General features: G+C 43.1%; 19 protein-coding genes and 1 pseudogene. 4 read left to right on the top strand and 16 right to left on the bottom strand.

Translation table 11 applies throughout. The features are described from left to right. Nucleotides 1–128 precede the first annotated feature (128 nt). Nucleotides 129–671 (top strand): 1,2-dihydroxy-3-keto-5-methylthiopentene dioxygenase, encoded by a 543-nt coding sequence (locus tag HPL003_RS19515; protein WP_014281459.1) that lies wholly within the window; start codon nucleotides 129–131, stop codon nucleotides 669–671. 111 nt (nucleotides 672–782) lie between these two features. On the opposite strand, the gene HPL003_RS19510 is transcribed toward HPL003_RS19515, so the two are convergent. The 4 genes from HPL003_RS19510 to HPL003_RS19495 form a co-directional block, all read right to left on the bottom strand. Next, nucleotides 783–1577, bottom strand: a complete 795-nt coding sequence (locus tag HPL003_RS19510) for an HAD family hydrolase (protein ID WP_014281458.1) — start codon at nucleotides 1575–1577, stop codon at nucleotides 783–785. Between the two features lie 191 nt (nucleotides 1578–1768). Continuing rightward, the gene (locus HPL003_RS19505) at nucleotides 1769–2278 is read right to left on the bottom strand and encodes a hypothetical protein (protein ID WP_014281457.1); all 510 of its coding nucleotides are present in this window, start codon (nucleotides 2276–2278) and stop codon (nucleotides 1769–1771) included. Nucleotides 2279–2403: 125 nt separating this feature from the next. After that, nucleotides 2404–2610, bottom strand: a complete 207-nt coding sequence (locus HPL003_RS19500) for a DUF896 domain-containing protein (RefSeq protein WP_014281456.1) — start codon at nucleotides 2608–2610, stop codon at nucleotides 2404–2406. A 105-nt stretch (nucleotides 2611–2715) separates the two neighbouring features. Then, nucleotides 2716–3084: a LysM peptidoglycan-binding domain-containing protein gene (locus tag HPL003_RS19495; protein WP_043922810.1), complete on the bottom strand. Its 369-nt coding sequence runs from the start codon at nucleotides 3082–3084 to the stop codon at nucleotides 2716–2718. Nucleotides 3085–3275: 191 nt separating this feature from the next. On the opposite strand from HPL003_RS19495, the gene lexA reads away from it, so the two are divergent. The 3 genes from lexA to HPL003_RS29275 all read left to right on the top strand — a co-directional run bounded on the left by lexA (nucleotide 3276) and on the right by HPL003_RS29275 (nucleotide 4901). Further along, nucleotides 3276–3902, top strand: a complete 627-nt coding sequence (gene lexA / locus HPL003_RS19490; protein WP_013310545.1) for a transcriptional repressor LexA — start codon at nucleotides 3276–3278, stop codon at nucleotides 3900–3902. A 646-nt stretch (nucleotides 3903–4548) separates the two neighbouring features. Beyond that, nucleotides 4549–4719 (top strand): hypothetical protein, encoded by a 171-nt coding sequence (locus HPL003_RS29280; protein WP_014281454.1) that lies wholly within the window; start codon nucleotides 4549–4551, stop codon nucleotides 4717–4719. A 41-nt stretch (nucleotides 4720–4760) separates the two neighbouring features. Further along, entirely contained in the window at nucleotides 4761–4901 is a 141-nt protein-coding gene (locus tag HPL003_RS29275) for a hypothetical protein (RefSeq protein ID WP_167321408.1), read from the top strand. 346 nt (nucleotides 4902–5247) lie between these two features. Here the strand turns inward: HPL003_RS29275 and HPL003_RS19485 are convergent, their stop codons facing one another. The 12 genes and pseudogenes from HPL003_RS19485 to HPL003_RS19440 all read right to left on the bottom strand — a co-directional run bounded on the left by HPL003_RS19485 (nucleotide 5248) and on the right by HPL003_RS19440 (nucleotide 15126). After that, nucleotides 5248–5640, bottom strand: a complete 393-nt coding sequence (locus tag HPL003_RS19485) for a LytTR family transcriptional regulator DNA-binding domain-containing protein (RefSeq protein WP_014281453.1) — start codon at nucleotides 5638–5640, stop codon at nucleotides 5248–5250. Nucleotides 5641–5657: 17 nt separating this feature from the next. Continuing rightward, nucleotides 5658–5768, bottom strand: a complete 111-nt coding sequence (locus HPL003_RS27800) for a cyclic lactone autoinducer peptide (RefSeq protein ID WP_238533529.1) — start codon at nucleotides 5766–5768, stop codon at nucleotides 5658–5660. 32 nt (nucleotides 5769–5800) lie between these two features. Beyond that, a complete protein-coding gene (locus HPL003_RS19480) occupies nucleotides 5801–6337 on the bottom strand; it encodes an accessory gene regulator B family protein (RefSeq protein WP_014281451.1) in 537 nt (178 codons plus the stop codon). Next, the gene (locus tag HPL003_RS19475; RefSeq protein WP_014281450.1) at nucleotides 6315–6947 is read right to left on the bottom strand and encodes a hypothetical protein; all 633 of its coding nucleotides are present in this window, start codon (nucleotides 6945–6947) and stop codon (nucleotides 6315–6317) included. The genes HPL003_RS19480 and HPL003_RS19475 overlap by 23 nt, the downstream gene beginning before the upstream one ends. 438 nt (nucleotides 6948–7385) lie before the next feature. Next, nucleotides 7386–7693, bottom strand: a pseudogene (locus HPL003_RS27795) (YolD-like family protein). A gap of 340 nt (nucleotides 7694–8033) precedes the next feature. Then, nucleotides 8034–9362 carry a type I glutamate--ammonia ligase gene (gene glnA / locus HPL003_RS19470; protein WP_014281448.1) on the bottom strand — a complete coding sequence of 443 codons (1329 nt, stop codon included), beginning with the start codon at nucleotides 9360–9362 and terminating at the stop codon, nucleotides 8034–8036. A gap of 116 nt (nucleotides 9363–9478) precedes the next feature. Continuing rightward, a complete protein-coding gene (locus HPL003_RS19465; RefSeq protein ID WP_007430683.1) occupies nucleotides 9479–9892 on the bottom strand; it encodes a MerR family transcriptional regulator in 414 nt (137 codons plus the stop codon). Nucleotides 9893–9975: 83 nt separating this feature from the next. Then, nucleotides 9976–11229, bottom strand: coding sequence for a methionine gamma-lyase family protein (locus HPL003_RS19460; protein ID WP_014281447.1), 1254 nt, complete (start codon nucleotides 11227–11229; stop codon nucleotides 9976–9978). Nucleotides 11230–11342: 113 nt separating this feature from the next. After that, nucleotides 11343–12629, bottom strand: coding sequence for a GTPase HflX (gene hflX, locus HPL003_RS19455; protein WP_014281446.1), 1287 nt, complete (start codon nucleotides 12627–12629; stop codon nucleotides 11343–11345). Nucleotides 12630–12743: 114 nt separating this feature from the next. Beyond that, a complete protein-coding gene (locus HPL003_RS19450) occupies nucleotides 12744–13727 on the bottom strand; it encodes an AAA family ATPase (protein ID WP_014281445.1) in 984 nt (327 codons plus the stop codon). A gap of 149 nt (nucleotides 13728–13876) precedes the next feature. Then, nucleotides 13877–14572, bottom strand: coding sequence for a YdcF family protein (locus tag HPL003_RS19445; RefSeq protein WP_014281444.1), 696 nt, complete (start codon nucleotides 14570–14572; stop codon nucleotides 13877–13879). Beyond that, nucleotides 14569–15126: a ribonuclease FAU-1 family protein gene (locus HPL003_RS19440; protein WP_014281443.1), complete on the bottom strand. Its 558-nt coding sequence runs from the start codon at nucleotides 15124–15126 to the stop codon at nucleotides 14569–14571. Before HPL003_RS19440 ends, HPL003_RS19445 begins: the two co-directional genes overlap by 4 nt. Between the last annotated feature and the right edge of the window lie 54 nt (nucleotides 15127–15180).

Here is a 15180-nt window from a genome sequence, read left to right as displayed (position 1 = left end):
TCTTTCTATATAGGAATAGGATGAACCGTCATTTGCAACATAAAATGTTTCAAACCTATATTGTACAACGATTCAAGACATGATATTCTGTATACAACATTAAACCAAGTGGAAAAGAGGGATAACCTGTGGCTGAAATCTTAATACGCAATACAAATGTACGAATTAGCGATGAAGACAAGGTACGTGAATTTTTGGAGAGTCAAGAGGTATTGTACGAGCATTGGGATGCTTCCAAGCTGTCCGGGGAGCTGCAAGAAAACTTTACCCTGACAGATGAGCAAAAAGTGGCTGTTCTAAGCACTTTTGAAGCCGAAATCAAGGATTTAGCCGCCCGTCGTGGGTATAAAATATGGGACGTAATCACCTTGTCCGAAGCAACGCCGAATTTGGACGAGCTGCTTGCCAAGTTTGAGCAAATTCATACCCATACCGAAGATGAAATCCGTGCTATTGTAGCAGGCAAAGGCATTTTCATCATTAAAGGTCCTGAAGAAATCGGATATTTTAATGTTGAGCTTTCACCAGGTGACGTTATTTCCGTACCAGAAAATATTCCTCACTTTTTTACCTTAATGGAAAATCAGAAGATCGTCGCAGTACGTTTGTTCATCGAAGAAAATGGGTGGATTGCCGAACCGTTTGAAGATCCATCGTTTATTCAGGCATAATACTATCATACGAATCCATCCTAATGTGGATAAAGCAACTCCCTCTGCTCTGAGATACCTGAGCGGAGGGAGTTTTTTGGGCTTGTTACTATAATAAGAGCCGAAAGGCACTTACTTAAACGATTGAATAATTCCATCCAATTCGGACAGATGCTTAATTTCGAACTTTGGCTTGATTTCTGTAGTATTGGTTTTAGCGTTGCGGTTCACCCACACGGAGTGCACACCTGCCGCCAGAGCCCCTTGAATATCAGTCGTCAGCTTATCTCCTACCATTAAAGCATGTTCAGGCTCAATACCGAGAAGCCCCAAAGCATGCTGAAAAATAGACGGGTCCGGCTTACCTTTACCAAACGAACCTGAAATAACAACGTGATCAAAAAATGGAGCTAACTGCGGAACCCCATCCAGCTTTTCCTGCTGTAGATCAGGGGAGCCGTTTGTCAACAAAAGAAGCTTATACTGCCCTTTCAATTGCTCCAGAATCTCAAACGTTTCTTCATAAACATGGGGACGTGAGCGTCTTTCCAAGGCAAATTGGGTTGCCATCTTTTGCGCTAACTCTTCATTATCTATCCCCAGCTGTTGGAGACCTCTACGCCAAGATTCCTTTCGATAAGCAGGGGCTAACTGTTCCAATTGTCGGAACTCAGGCTGCTCTCCTGCCGTAAAATTCGCCCACAATCCCTCAAACGGATTAATGCCAATCAATTGAGTAAAACTAAAGGTTTCATAAGATTCATACAAAGCACGCGCTTCCTTGCGGACAGCTTCTTCCAAAGCTTTCGGATCAACGCCTGATTCCCGGGAGCCTGTCTGGCACGCCGCGTCAAATGCCTCTTCTACGCTGCGCTCATCCCACAGAAGTGTATCATCAAGATCGAACATTACCGCCTGAATCGCCATCTGAATTATCCACTCTCTTTCCACTTTATATGTACGCTTGTTCTGCCTTGTTGCGTCTACAAGCATTCCAATCGTTATGTGCCCATATTAAGCAAGAGGCCGCAATGTGCTATGAAATAACATCATGCGGCCTTATTTACAGAGCCTACAGGCCCACGGACAATTTAAACGATTTGTACCAACAAAAGTCGTTATTTTTTGTCTACTTGAACCTGATTAGTTTGCGCAAACTTCTCAAGTCGCTCTGCAATGGCATCCGTATCATAACGGCCAAGTGATTTTGTAAAAATGAAGTTGCCACCCTTACCTTTTCTTTCAACCGTTACATAACCCTTTTCAATCTTGATGGCTTTCATATCCTCTGCGGTCATTGGACGCTCTCTGCCGCCCTTCAACATATACAGTGTGCTCTTCCCAACCTTCAAATAAGGACGGCGGATGAAAAAGATAACAGCCAGCATCAAATACAAGCCGAATACAAGCCAGTCCATTCCGCGCATGCCAGTCTTAGTCAAAAAATAACTCATGAGCATGTACAGAACTGCAAGTCCAGCCAACATGATTGGCACGGTTATATTACGTCCACGGAAAATATCCATTGCAGAACCGGCGCCACTAATGGTTTGGATACCTTGCTTTTTGCGCAATTTATTCAAATGCGCTGTGTTTTTGCGTACTTTTCTTTCGAATGACCGGGCCATCTCTCAATTCCCTTCCCAAATGTATTGCTTCAGAGCAATTGCCTCAAACCTATCTATATAGATATCAAAAAGAATACCAAAAAAGCAAAAGGCAAATGATGCGGGCTAAGCTGCATTAGTGAAAATTAATGTTTCAGCCCGCCATTTCCCTTCGGCGTTTCATCGTCCACAAATTCAATCGTTTCAAGCTGCTGCCGAAAATTACGGCGAATGTTACCCAAATAAATTTCCCGAAGATTGGCACGTTCTATTGTTTCTTCTTCCGTCAATCCCTCGGCTTTTGCTTTGCGCGCCAATTCATTGATGCGCTCTACCAAGCTGTCTATATCCAAATTGTGTCCCCTCCATATAAGCAAAGATATAATACACTTTGACATGTAGAAAAGAGCTTGTCAAGGTTCCCGCATCACGTTCCCTGACAGCTCTAATGTGATTGATCAGAAGTGAGGAAGCTTTAAAACCTGGCCTGCCTGCACTCCTCGATCTTCTAGTCCGTTAATCCGAACAATTCCTTCTATATATACCCGTGTATCTATTCGTTCCGGTTTATGATTGGAGGCAATCCGCCACAATGTATCCCCAGGTTGTACAATAAGTTTGGTTACCTCTTCATTCGGAACCGAGGGAGCAGCAAATACCGTCAGTACACCTGCACCTGCAATCCAGGAAACGATAACCAGAATAAGAAGCTTGGGCAGAAGACTGTTAGAAATGGTCCGTACAAGCTGTGCCTTTCTCTCATTCCGGACATTTTGCATCTTTTCTAAATTCATTGGAAAAATACTTTGATATGTGCTATATTTCATCATTGGCTGCGTCCTCCAAACGTTTGTTCCTATGTTTTTTCACAATATAACACGAACATTTGTTTTGTTCAATAGAAAAGAGAACAAAAGTTCGTGATTATTTTTTAGGGATTATTTAGAACTTATGTTTGTACGAACGGAGGTTCTATGCTATAATTTTCCCAAACGTTACTAAATGGGGTTGATACGGTATGTCTAAGATTTCAAGCCGCCAGCAGGCCATTCTTGAATTTATCCGCAATGAAGTGCGTCTAAAGGGTTATCCCCCTTCTGTACGCGAAATAGGTGAGGCTGTCGGATTGGCCTCCAGTTCTACGGTTCATGGTCATTTGGATCGTCTGGAGAAAAAGGGACTGATTCGTCGTGATCCAACGAAGCCACGGGCCATCGAGTTACTCGGCCAAGACGAATCGGATAACAGCAACTTGATTAATTACTCAATTAGTCGTGTTCCGGTCGTCGGCAAAGTTACAGCTGGTTTGCCTATTACAGCAACAGAAAATATTGAAGATTACTTTCCTCTTCCCCAGCATTTCGTTGGTGAGGATAAAATATTCATGTTATCTGTTGTAGGAGAAAGCATGATTGAAGCTGGTATTGCCAACGGAGATTATGTCATCGTACGTCAACAGCAGACAGCCGATAACGGCGATATTGTCGTGGCCATGACAGACGAGGACGAGGCTACGGTTAAAACTTTTTACAAGGAAAAAGATCATATCCGACTTCAACCGGAAAATCCGGCCTTTGAACCGCTTCGTCTGACGCACGTCAGTATTTTGGGCAAGGTTGTAGGACTCTTCCGGGACTTCCACTGATTATCATTTTTCAGCCCCGTTATTCTTCCCGCTATAACAAAACCGGCTGCCCATGGCAAGCCGGTTTTGTGTTGATTTTATGTACACAAAATGTTCCTCACAGCTATTCTTTTTCCTTTTTGATAGCCCATAGATTAAACGGTTTATATCTGCAATTGCTGTTCTGTATAAGAGAATTCAAACAGAACAACCTTTGATCGCATTCATTACATACAAATACTTATCCATTTTAAATCTATGGAAAAGCAACTTGAAGCTGTACTTTCCGAAAGAAATAACTACCCAGAGGACAGTCAACAATATAAAGAGCTTTCTGAACAACTGAATCATATTCTTAACCAGGAAGCGTATTACGAGAAAAAACTTAAATCCCTATATAGTAAGTAATATTTCTTCTGCCAGCATCTTCATTCTTTACTATTCTGCTTATGCTAGTCTGCTGTAACTATCTCCTACAATGTAAAGTGGGAAAGGATACGGCAGGTAAGTATGAGTTTTTTTACGTTCCGATCTCCATACTTTATCAGTTTCTGAATATTAGGATCATAGGTGATAGCTTCTTTTTGCTTTTAATAGATTTATGCTGATACATTGCTAGCGCTACTGGCATATGAATAAAGTAGACCTTAGCAAAGGAGATAAGCAGATGATCAAAAATAGAGTCAAAACGTATAAGCATCGTATCGGAAAGAACAAATTTCTGGTCGTAAAAGTCTTTCAGGCCGCAGCCGCCAAAACAAGAAGCGGTAACGCACTAGCCACTAATGCATTAAACATCAAAATTTCCAAACGTAACCGTAAGCATAAACACTTCTAAATTCATCCGTACCTTCATTTCTTGTGAAGGGAGGTGATATCATGAGTAAAAGACATTTCAAACGTCAAGTGAGAAGAAGAGGATTAACGATCCGTTCAAATCAGAGAGCCACTGCACGTGCTAGAGGTAACGCGCTCGCTGTTAATCTGTTTAGCGTAAATGATAGACAACGCAGACGTTAATAATTGTTTTTAAGCGAAAAGCGGGAGGGATTCCTTCCTGCTTTTTTCCACATTGTAGTGTAAAATAGAAATTACACCAAAAATCGTATTCTCTTCATCTGAATGATCATTATCCTACATACTCTGAACGAAATGCTTTTCCTCGTTTCATAAATATAAAGGAGCGAAAATGTTAACTCAACACAACTCATCACCTTCCCCCACTCTTTTTCCCTTGATTATGAATTCGAACCTTTCTACCTATATCAATTCCTAAAATTAGGGACATATGAACAAAAATCAGAGTGCTGAATGTCTCTTATGATTCGACAATATAAGCCGAGTATTTTTGACAAAAAAAGAGCCGCTATCTAGTAGCAACTCCAGTGAAGATTATGTTCGAATTAATGAAACCCATTTCCTCTATAACCTTGCCAAATCGGTGATAAGAGATCGGACACCTCTTTGACGTTTTTGTTATCTCACATTCAAAGTAAGCGTCTTTGAAAATGCCATTAACAATTTTCACCTTTTCCACATTCAGAGTATTGCTTCTGTCCACATTCAAGAAATGGAACCCATTATTATTTAGGAAGCTTTCCCAATGGCTTAGGGTGCCGATCATGTAATATGTTTTTTCAAATGTGTGAACTAGAATCTGGTCTCTCTTACGTCCCTTAGATATGAAAAGAACCTTGTCCACTGCTATGTTTTCACCGTTAATACCTCGAGGATCAGCTGACACGGTTAAGTTTAGCATTTCATATATCTCCCACTTTATTTCAACAGTTCTTCAGGTGGTTCGGGACTGTGAATCCAAGACAAACTCGCTGTACTCACTGATACAACTGCAAGTGAAGTTAGTAATATGGCAGCATTGTAGTACATGCCAATCTTAAATTTACTAAATTTAGGACTTTTCATTTTTTACACCTCCCCTCTATTAATGTTAAGCTCTGAACAAAAAAACTAGCAGCTACCACCGGAAAAGCCAGCCACAAATTAAGTGCTATTATTGCAACTCCGCAAATTTTTAACAATGGGTAGTGCCGTTTAGGTATACGAGTCTTCCCGTCTATTCTAGACGGAGCATAAACTAAGACAAGTATTATACTTGATATTGAAGTAATAACTATCCAATTATAGTTTAAATTCACAAAGGACAGGGCAGTAAGTAAAGCTGTAGATACAACAATGCATACTATATTGCTTTTTAAATGTATTCCTCCTACAACTTGACGCAGTATAGAAAAAGATATCATCGCCAGTACAGTTTCCTGCACCTTACCCGTAATAAAAGAAATACCAATAGTCAACAAAATGATTGAAACTGTATTAATCACAACGGCTATTCCATGTTTTAAAACCGCAATAGAAGCTGGATGATCCGGTACAACTGTTTTGATATGAGTTGCAATATCAAGGGCGATAGAATCAAGATTTTTTATAGTAATCACGCTCCGTTTTTAGCGCATAGTACAAGAACATTCCAGATGCCAAAGCTATAAATAAAATACTCAGGGGAAAATTGTTGACATAGAACATAAATGTACTAGCTGCTAGTACCCCAATTATTAAAACAACAACAAGTACATGTTCCCACCTAAAACGCAAGCTTTCATAATCTGCTGTAAAGCCTATTTTGAATTTATATAGTAACCATGATATAGCTAACACCCATGCACTGGTTACAGCTTGAGCTAACGATCCTTCTGGAGAGGTCTGCATGTCTGATGTCAATGTACCAAAGAGCATTACTATGATTATTGCTTGAAACAGCGTATACAAAAATGTACCTGTAATGGATATAATAGCTGCCCAAATAATGGGCATCCTTACAACAGTAGTTATCAATAATGTGAATAATATAATGTTTATAGTCGGAGCAAAAAAAGACAACGAAATTTCTTCTCTCAACACCAGACTTTGCAAATTCATGATCAGGCCGATAAACAATGCAGGCCAGACAAAGTCTAAAGCTCGAATTCTAAAAATAGTAAGCATTAAAACAAATGCCGCAAATGTTTCAACATTAGAAAATAGCAAGAACCGTATATGCTCCCACATAACACATATCCCCTTCACTCAGTTGTATCCAACAATATAATTCTATATTTACTATAACCGTGCAGCAATACAATTACCTATTTATTTGGAATATTTTATGTATTATGCTAGACAAATATTTTTCGCTCGTTTCCTTATAATGCGTTTATTGCTCTATGAACCATATTTCAGAAAAGCTCTTATTTCACGATCTGGAAAATACCATTACCTCCAATTACCTCCAATTTTTTTTGGAAACCTGGGATCATGGAAAAACATGTCCAATATCGTGCCCCAACTCATACAGGTTCTCTTCTATGATTATTTAGAATCCCAAAAACATACTCAGCATCAACTATTCTAACCAATTCTGTAATTCTTTCATGAATGATTTTTCGAACTTCCTTTTCATCTCATTAATTTCAATCAAGACTCTCATCCTTTTCCCTTTTTAGGGGATTATACCACAACTGAAATGATATCCTCCAGCTTAATCCAACTAACATCATCTTCCCCACGAGACAGCTTTACTTCACGTCTAGCCGTATTGATTATTGTTACAATGCCACGCAACTCCACATCGTCAAATGGCTAAATACGACTAACGTGACAGGCTCCCGTGAGTAGTAGGAATCTATACGCGCCTGCTCAATTAATTGGACCTCCTGATCGTCTAGTTCTCGCTTATCGTGCCGCTGTCGGTCCTTCATTAACTTTAAATACGCCTCTTTGTGCTCGGGGATTATGATCCTCAAACTTTCAAAAATTCCATTCCCCTCAAGTTACTTATCCACCGTAATTCCTCCTTGGATCGTTATGCAGAAATTATATTTAGAACATACATTCTGTATAAGAAAATATTTTTTCCGGAAAGCAGAAAAATACCCCAAAAAGATCGGAGCTCAATATTCTCTAAAGTAACGCTCTCCATTGCGGGTGGCATAATGATCTTCTGGTCCCTGTCCCAACCTTCCAGAAGTGGACCTTACCTACATAACGTTAGTTCGTGGGCATTTTGGGGGAACTATACATCGGATTTATAATTTTTACTCACTGCCCCCAAATTAAAAATCCCCCAGCGCTTAGAGCGCCAAGGGATTCTACATTTTAGTAAAGCGTCAGATATTGATCACGTTCCCACTGGTGAACCTGTGTGCGATACATATCCCATTCAATTTCCTTAAGCTCGTAGAAGTAAGCCAGTGCATGGTCACCCAGAGCGTCAGAGATAACTTCGCTACGAATAAGCTCGGACAAAGCTTCCTTCAAGTCTGCAGGCAGGCTTGGAATGCCTTCTTCGATGCGCTCTTCCTCAGACATAACATAGATGTTACGATCAATTGGAGCTGGTAGAGCCATTTGACGTTTGATACCATCCAAACCGGCTCTCAGCATCACAGCCAGTGCCAAATAAGGATTCGCAGCCGGGTCAGGATTACGAACTTCGACGCGGGTACTCAAACCACGAGATGCTGGAATTCGAATCATCGGACTACGGTTACTGGCAGACCAGGCAACATAACAAGGAGCTTCATAACCCGGTACAAGACGTTTGTATGAATTCACCGTTGGATTCGTGATTGCTGCCATCGCACGTGCATGCTTGAGAATGCCAGCCATATAATGGCGGGCTGTCTGGCTCAATCCGAGTTCGTCTGATTCGTCATAAAATACATTTTCATTGTCCTTGAACAACGATTGGTTACAGTGCATACCGGAGCCGTTTACGCCAAACAAAGGTTTAGGCATAAAGGTGGCGTGCAGACCATGCTGACGTGCAATCGTCTTAACAACGAGCTTGAACGTTTGGATCTGATCGGCTGCTTTGACTGCATCCGCATATTTAAAGTCAATCTCATGCTGTCCAGGTGCAACTTCATGATGGGACGCTTCAATTTCAAAGCCCATCTCTTCAAGCTTAAGAACAATTTCCCGACGGCAGTTTTCACCCAGATCCATCGGTGCCAAGTCAAAATATCCACCTTGGTCATTCAATTCTGTAGTCGGTTCGCCCTTTTCATCGGTTTTGAACAGAAAGAATTCAGGCTCCGGTCCGACATTCATCGAAGTATAACCCATTTCTTCTGCTTCCTTAAGTACACGTTTCAAGATACCGCGCGGATCGCCAGCAAATGGAACTCCGTCCGGCTTATAAATATCGCAGATCAGACGAGCTACACGATCCGAGGTTACCCAAGGAAATACTACCCATGTATCCAGATCAGGGTATAAGTACATGTCAGATTCTTCAATGCGTACATAACCTTCAATGGAAGAACCGTCAAACATCATTTTGTTATCCAGCGCTTTTGGCAGTTGACTAACCGGAATTTCTACGTTCTTGATCGTACCAAGCAAATCTGTAAACTGCAAACGAATAAAACGAACATTTTCTTCTTTCGCAATCTGAAGAATATCTTCTCTAGTATAACTCACACTAACCTCTCCCTTTCTGTAACGACTATATACAAATCAGCTGTTCCATAATCCTTTTAAATAATAAGGCCTGGTCTGCAAGTAAAGCGATAGTATGCCAAAATGCAGGCTATACATTATCTCTTATTGAAAAAACGTGATAATTCACCTTGAATCAGGGATACCTGTCCTGGTCTTTTACCTGCCACAAGCTGTTGTTTCAGCAAGCGGTGAAGCTGGGTATCGGACATTTCACGACGTTTGACTTCCGTATCTGCAGTAATAACTGTAGCTTCTTCCGATTCCTTGGTGACCGGATTCATGACTTGTTTAATACCCGCAATGTTAACACCCTTCTCAATCAACGCCTTGATTTCAAGCAAGCGCTCTACATCATTAAAAGAAAAAAGACGTTGGTTACCCGACGTACGGGCAGGAACTATCAAGTTATGCTGTTCATAATAACGAATCTGACGTGCTGACAAGTCCGTTAGCTTCATGACAATACCTATTGGAAATAAGGCCATGTTTCTGCGAATTTCGTCGCCCATTTGTCATCAACCTTCCAGTGATCTATTATTCACCTTATTGTACATTTAGCTGATGCAAAGTGTCAATGATATGTTAGAAAAACTCACAATAATTTACGTTCTTTCATCGTTTGCAGGGCCATCAGCACTCCATATTTCACATGAGAGTAGGTTAAGCCCCCTTGCATGTAACCAATATAGGGTTCACGAATCGGAGCATCTGCAGATAATTCCAGGCTTCCTCCTTGTATAAAAGTGCCTGCTGCCATAATAACCGGGTGCTCGTAGCCCGGCATATCCCACGGCTCCGGTACCACATGGCTATCCACAGCGGCAGCGCGCTGAATTCCTTGGACAAAAGCAATTAAATGCTCCGGTCCGCTAAAAGAAATGGCCTGAATCAAATCGGTGCGTTCCTCATGCCAGGCAGGTTTCGTTTCAAATCCCATGTCTTCAAAGACCGCAGCCGCGAATATACTTCCTTTAACCGCTTGCCCAACCAGTGTTGGAGCAAGAAATAAGCCCTGAAAGATACCTCTCGTGGTACCTAACATGGCTCCTACCTCACCACCGATTCCAGGCGCAGTTAAGCGGTAGGCTGCCAACTCCACATACTCCCGTTTACCACAAATATATCCTCCCGTTTCAGCAATGCCGCCGCCGGGATTTTTAATCAGTGAACCTGCCATCAAATCGACACCGACCTGAGTAGGCTCCAGCTTTTCGGTAAATTCACCATAACAATTGTCCACAAAGACAATAACGTCAGGTTTAATCGCCTTTACGCGGGCTGTCATTTCCTCGATATCTGCCACACTAAAAGAAGCTCTCCAATCATAGCCACGTGAACGCTGGATGCCGATCACCTTCGTATTGGCATGGATTGCAGCCTCCACTGCTTTCCAATCTACTTTACCTTCTGCTGTCAGCGCCGTTTCTCCATAAGTAATGCCAAAATCCTGCAATGACCCAGTCCCATCGCCGGGCTTGCCGATCACTTTGTGAAGCGTATCGTACGGTTGTCCCGTAATATACAGCAGCTCATCACCCGGACGCAGCACGCCGAATAAAGCAGTGGAAATCGTATGAGTTCCCGAGGCAAAATGCGGGCGGACCAATGCCGCCTCCGCACCGAACACATCGGCGTAGACCTCCTCCAGTACCTCACGCCCTCGGTCATTGTACGCATATCCCGTGGAACCGGCAAAATGAAAATCGCTCACTTGCTTCCGCTGAAATGCCTGAATAACCTTCCACTGATTTGCATCTACAATATGATCTATAAGCTGTAGCCGTTCCTGTATTTTGCGCTCTGCTGTTTCCTGAATTTGTTGAATTTCCGGACTAAAAACTACCATTGTACCTTTCTGACCCTCTCTCTTTACGCAGCCTTAGGCTATTGTTGTTATAACATCGTTCGCTTGGAATGATGCGCTTTATCATTGAATTGACCTAAAAACGTCATCAGATGTTAACCTTCTGTGAAGTCCCTGAGAGCATGACCATATTTTTCATATTCACCTCGCTGAACTTCTACCTCATAAATGACATCATTACCATCATACTCGGTCAGAAGCACATCTCCGATCCGGTAAAGCACCGATGTCAGGTCCCCACGTTCCGCCGGAATACGGAATCTCAGCGTATCTCCGCTCAGATGCTCCTGAATCAGCTCACGGAGACGCAGGAGATCACTTTCGTCGAATGAGCTGATTTTCAAATAGCCCTCGCCGGAAGGAAGCATTTCCAGTTGCTCAGGAGTACAAGCGTCTTTTTTATTAAACAATACGATCTGTGGCTTGTCCGCCGCTCCCAGTTGCTCCAAAATCATTTCCACGACCTTCATCTGTTCGTCACGCATATCCGAAGAAGCGTCTACAACATGCAAAATAAGATGGGCCTCATTAGCTTCCTCCAAAGTAGCGCGGAAAGAAGCAACCAAATCATGAGGCAGATTTTGAATAAAACCAACTGTATCCGTAAGAATAATCTCTTTGCCGCTTGGCAGCTCCATCGTTCTCGAGGTAGGGTCCAGCGTCGCAAAAAGTTGGTTCTCAATATATACATCAGCCGCGGTCAGTTGCTTTAACAGCGTTGATTTACCCGCATTGGTGTAGCCGACAAGCGCTACCTGCACAATACCACTCTTTTGTCTGCGCTCTCTATGTAAATACCGATGACGGGTGACCTCCTCCAACTGACGTTTCAAATCGCTGATGCGATCACGGATGTGACGACGATCTGTCTCCAGCTTGCTTTCACCGGGACCACGTGTTCCGATACCTCCGCCGAGCCGTGACAGATTTTTGCCGTGTCCAGACAATCGGGGCAACAAATAGGACAGCTGCGCCAGCTCAACCTGAATAATACCTTCCCGTGTTTTCGCACGCTGGGCAAAAATATCCAGAATAAGCTGCGTACGGTCGATAATTTTGAGATCCAGACTTTCTTCCAGATTTCGTACCTGTGCCCCTGACAGCTCCTGATCAAAAATAGCCGTATTCGCGCCCAATTCCTCGGCAGCTGCACGCAGTTCCTCTACCTTACCTTTACCGATAAACCATTTAGAATCCTTTGCTTCCTTGTTCTGGGTCAAAACACTTAGTACTTCGACACCAGCGGTCTCAGCCAGCTTCACAAGCTCATTCAGGGAGTATTCTGTATTGATGCCAGAACGCTTGACTTCATCCGTAATCAGACTGACCAGTACCGCCTTATCCTGCATTTCGGTTTGTGTATCATAAGTGGAGTTCGCCATATTGTTTGCTCCTTTATTTTCCATATTAACTCTCGCACAGAGACCGACCTGATATTCAGGCCGGCCCCCGTTCGACGTTATACAATTCGGTGTGATTCAGATTTCTATTATCGCCTATCTTTTGTCCATTTTCAAATCCTCTGGACGCAACGTCATCAGTTCCTGCTTTCCCGGCTGCCCGCTTCTATACTGATTGAGCAACCTGACAGCCTGATGCCGAATCGCTTTTTCGATGACATTGCGAACATAACGTGCGTTGCTAAATGCATGAATACTGTCGTTGCGTTCATTCAACAGATGCTCTTTCATTTTGAGTATGGACTGAGGCATGAGAATATAATCCCGTTCTTTGGCCATCATCTCGGAAATTTGGATAAGCTGATCCACGGTATAGTCCGGAAAATCCAACTGAATGGGAAAACGGGAAGGCAAGCCAGGATTCGTACGCAAAAAGAAGTCCATCTCTCCCGAGTATCCGGCAAGGATCAAAATAAATTGATTTTTCTGATCCTCCATGGATTTTACTAAGGTATCAATAGCTTCCTTTCCAAAATCCTTTTCCCCTCCCCGCGCCAAACTATATGCCTCATCAATAAACAGCACCCCACCCAGAGACTTCTTGACCAGATCCCGCGTTTTTTGCGCTGTATGTCCGATATACTCGCCTACCAAATCAGCCCTCTCCACCTCAATCAGATGGCCTTTGCTCAGTACCCCCATTTTTTGCAACATTTTAGCGATAATGCGGGCCACCGTCGTTTTCCCTGTACCCGGGTTTCCTTTGAAAATCATGTGATATACGTGTGCGTTACTCAACAGCCCCGCATCAGTACGCATATGGGCAATTTGCAAAAAAGCATATACTTCAAATACCAGGTCTTTGATGTTATCCAAGCCGACGAGATGATCGAGTTCCTTCTGAATTTCCTGATAGAGACTAAGATACTGCGGTAACGCCTGCGACTTAGTCGAAGTTGCTGCATCCGTCTCATCAACATTTACCGAAGCTATCGGCTCTGGGCTACGCAGCACGACATTGATTTGTCTGGAGGGTCTTTCCTCCGTCCGCTTGCCCGCGGCGATTCCCCGTCCGTTCATGCATCCATCACCTCAACATTTCTTCAGGCACAGCTTACCCTATTAATGTATTCGGCCCGGCATGTCCTTATTAGCATAAAAGCAACAGGAGCTTGCGCAAAGTATTTTGTTTATAGTGAAGATGCCTTTATGAGAAAACGTTATACGTTTCAGGACACCCAGGTTTGGGCACTGAGCCACCACTTTTGCAGCGTCCATTTAGCGTAAGCCAGCACCTCTCTCGATTGATGAAGCGGCATGTTCAGTACTTTAGATTCCGTCAGAGCCATCTGAGGATGCTCCAAATTCAAAAATCGGGCAATCTCCAGCGCCCGTGGGCCATGATAACTATGTGTGATAATCACAGTCGAGGTCCAACCATACTCCTGCATGATACGCTGGCTATACAGCAGATTTTCGTAAGTGCTGGTCGCATGGTTTTCCAACACAATATGCTGCGCTGGAATACCTCTGTCAACCAAATATTGTTGCATCCCCTCAGCCTCTGTATACGGGTAAGTTGGTTTGTCCAACCCTCCGCTTACAATCAGACGCTTTACTGTCCCGTTGCGGTATAGCTGCAGGGCCTCGTTCAGCCTCTCCTTTAGCCCCGGACTTGGCTCTGCTCCCCACATGGAAGCCCCAAGTACAATTCCTACCTGTGCTTGCTGAAGCGGAGTGGTAGAGGCTGCGTTATTCATATTCCAAAATCGAATACCTCCCCATACCAAACCGATCATAATGATAACCAGCAGACAAAGCATAAGACGTCTGGCTGCTGAAAACTTTTTCTCTGGGCGACTCAGCCTGCTTTTTGATTCAGAATCTTGTGGCCCAGTGCTTCTAATCCTCTGCAAAACCTTCACCGTTCCCTCTTAAAATCACCGTTGTGAAACCATTCTGCCCGGTGTTTCAGCGACATTTTAAAATAGGGGAATATATGGGCATCTATCCGTCGTAAAACCTCAGACGCAGTACGATTAGCCAGTTCTGCCTCCTGTGTCGAGATATGCCCGCGCTGTAACGCATCCTCCAGCTCATCCTCATCCACTAAAAAGATTTCGCCATTTTTAAGTACGACAACATCCAAATACAAATCGTCAAACCAGGGCACTCCCTGATCGGTCACTCCCTGATTTCGGCAGGTATCAATATACCATTCCACAATCTGCTCCCGATTGTCGAACATAGCAGTTACTACATAATGCTCACCCTTCGGATAATATTGCAGCCAGGAATACCCTTTGTCCGCTATGCAAAACGTATGACCGCCGTAGCTTTTCCATAACGGCTCTTTGAGACTCAAAATGGTATACAAGGTCACATATCCTGTAAACACGTCACTTTCCACATACCGGCAAGCAAACTTGCGGTTCGTTATTCTGCGCCAGTTGGCCCGGTCTCCGAATTTGCGCTTCATAAATGATGTTCCTCTCCAACATTGGTAAAACCAGCTTACCATATTTAAACTGTA

Source organism: Paenibacillus terrae HPL-003 (assembly GCF_000235585.1).
GTDB classification, from domain to species: Bacteria; Bacillota; Bacilli; order Paenibacillales; family Paenibacillaceae; genus Paenibacillus; species Paenibacillus terrae_B.
The sequence above is the reverse complement of the archived record's forward strand: the minus strand, read 5'-3'. Positions and strand labels throughout refer to the sequence as shown.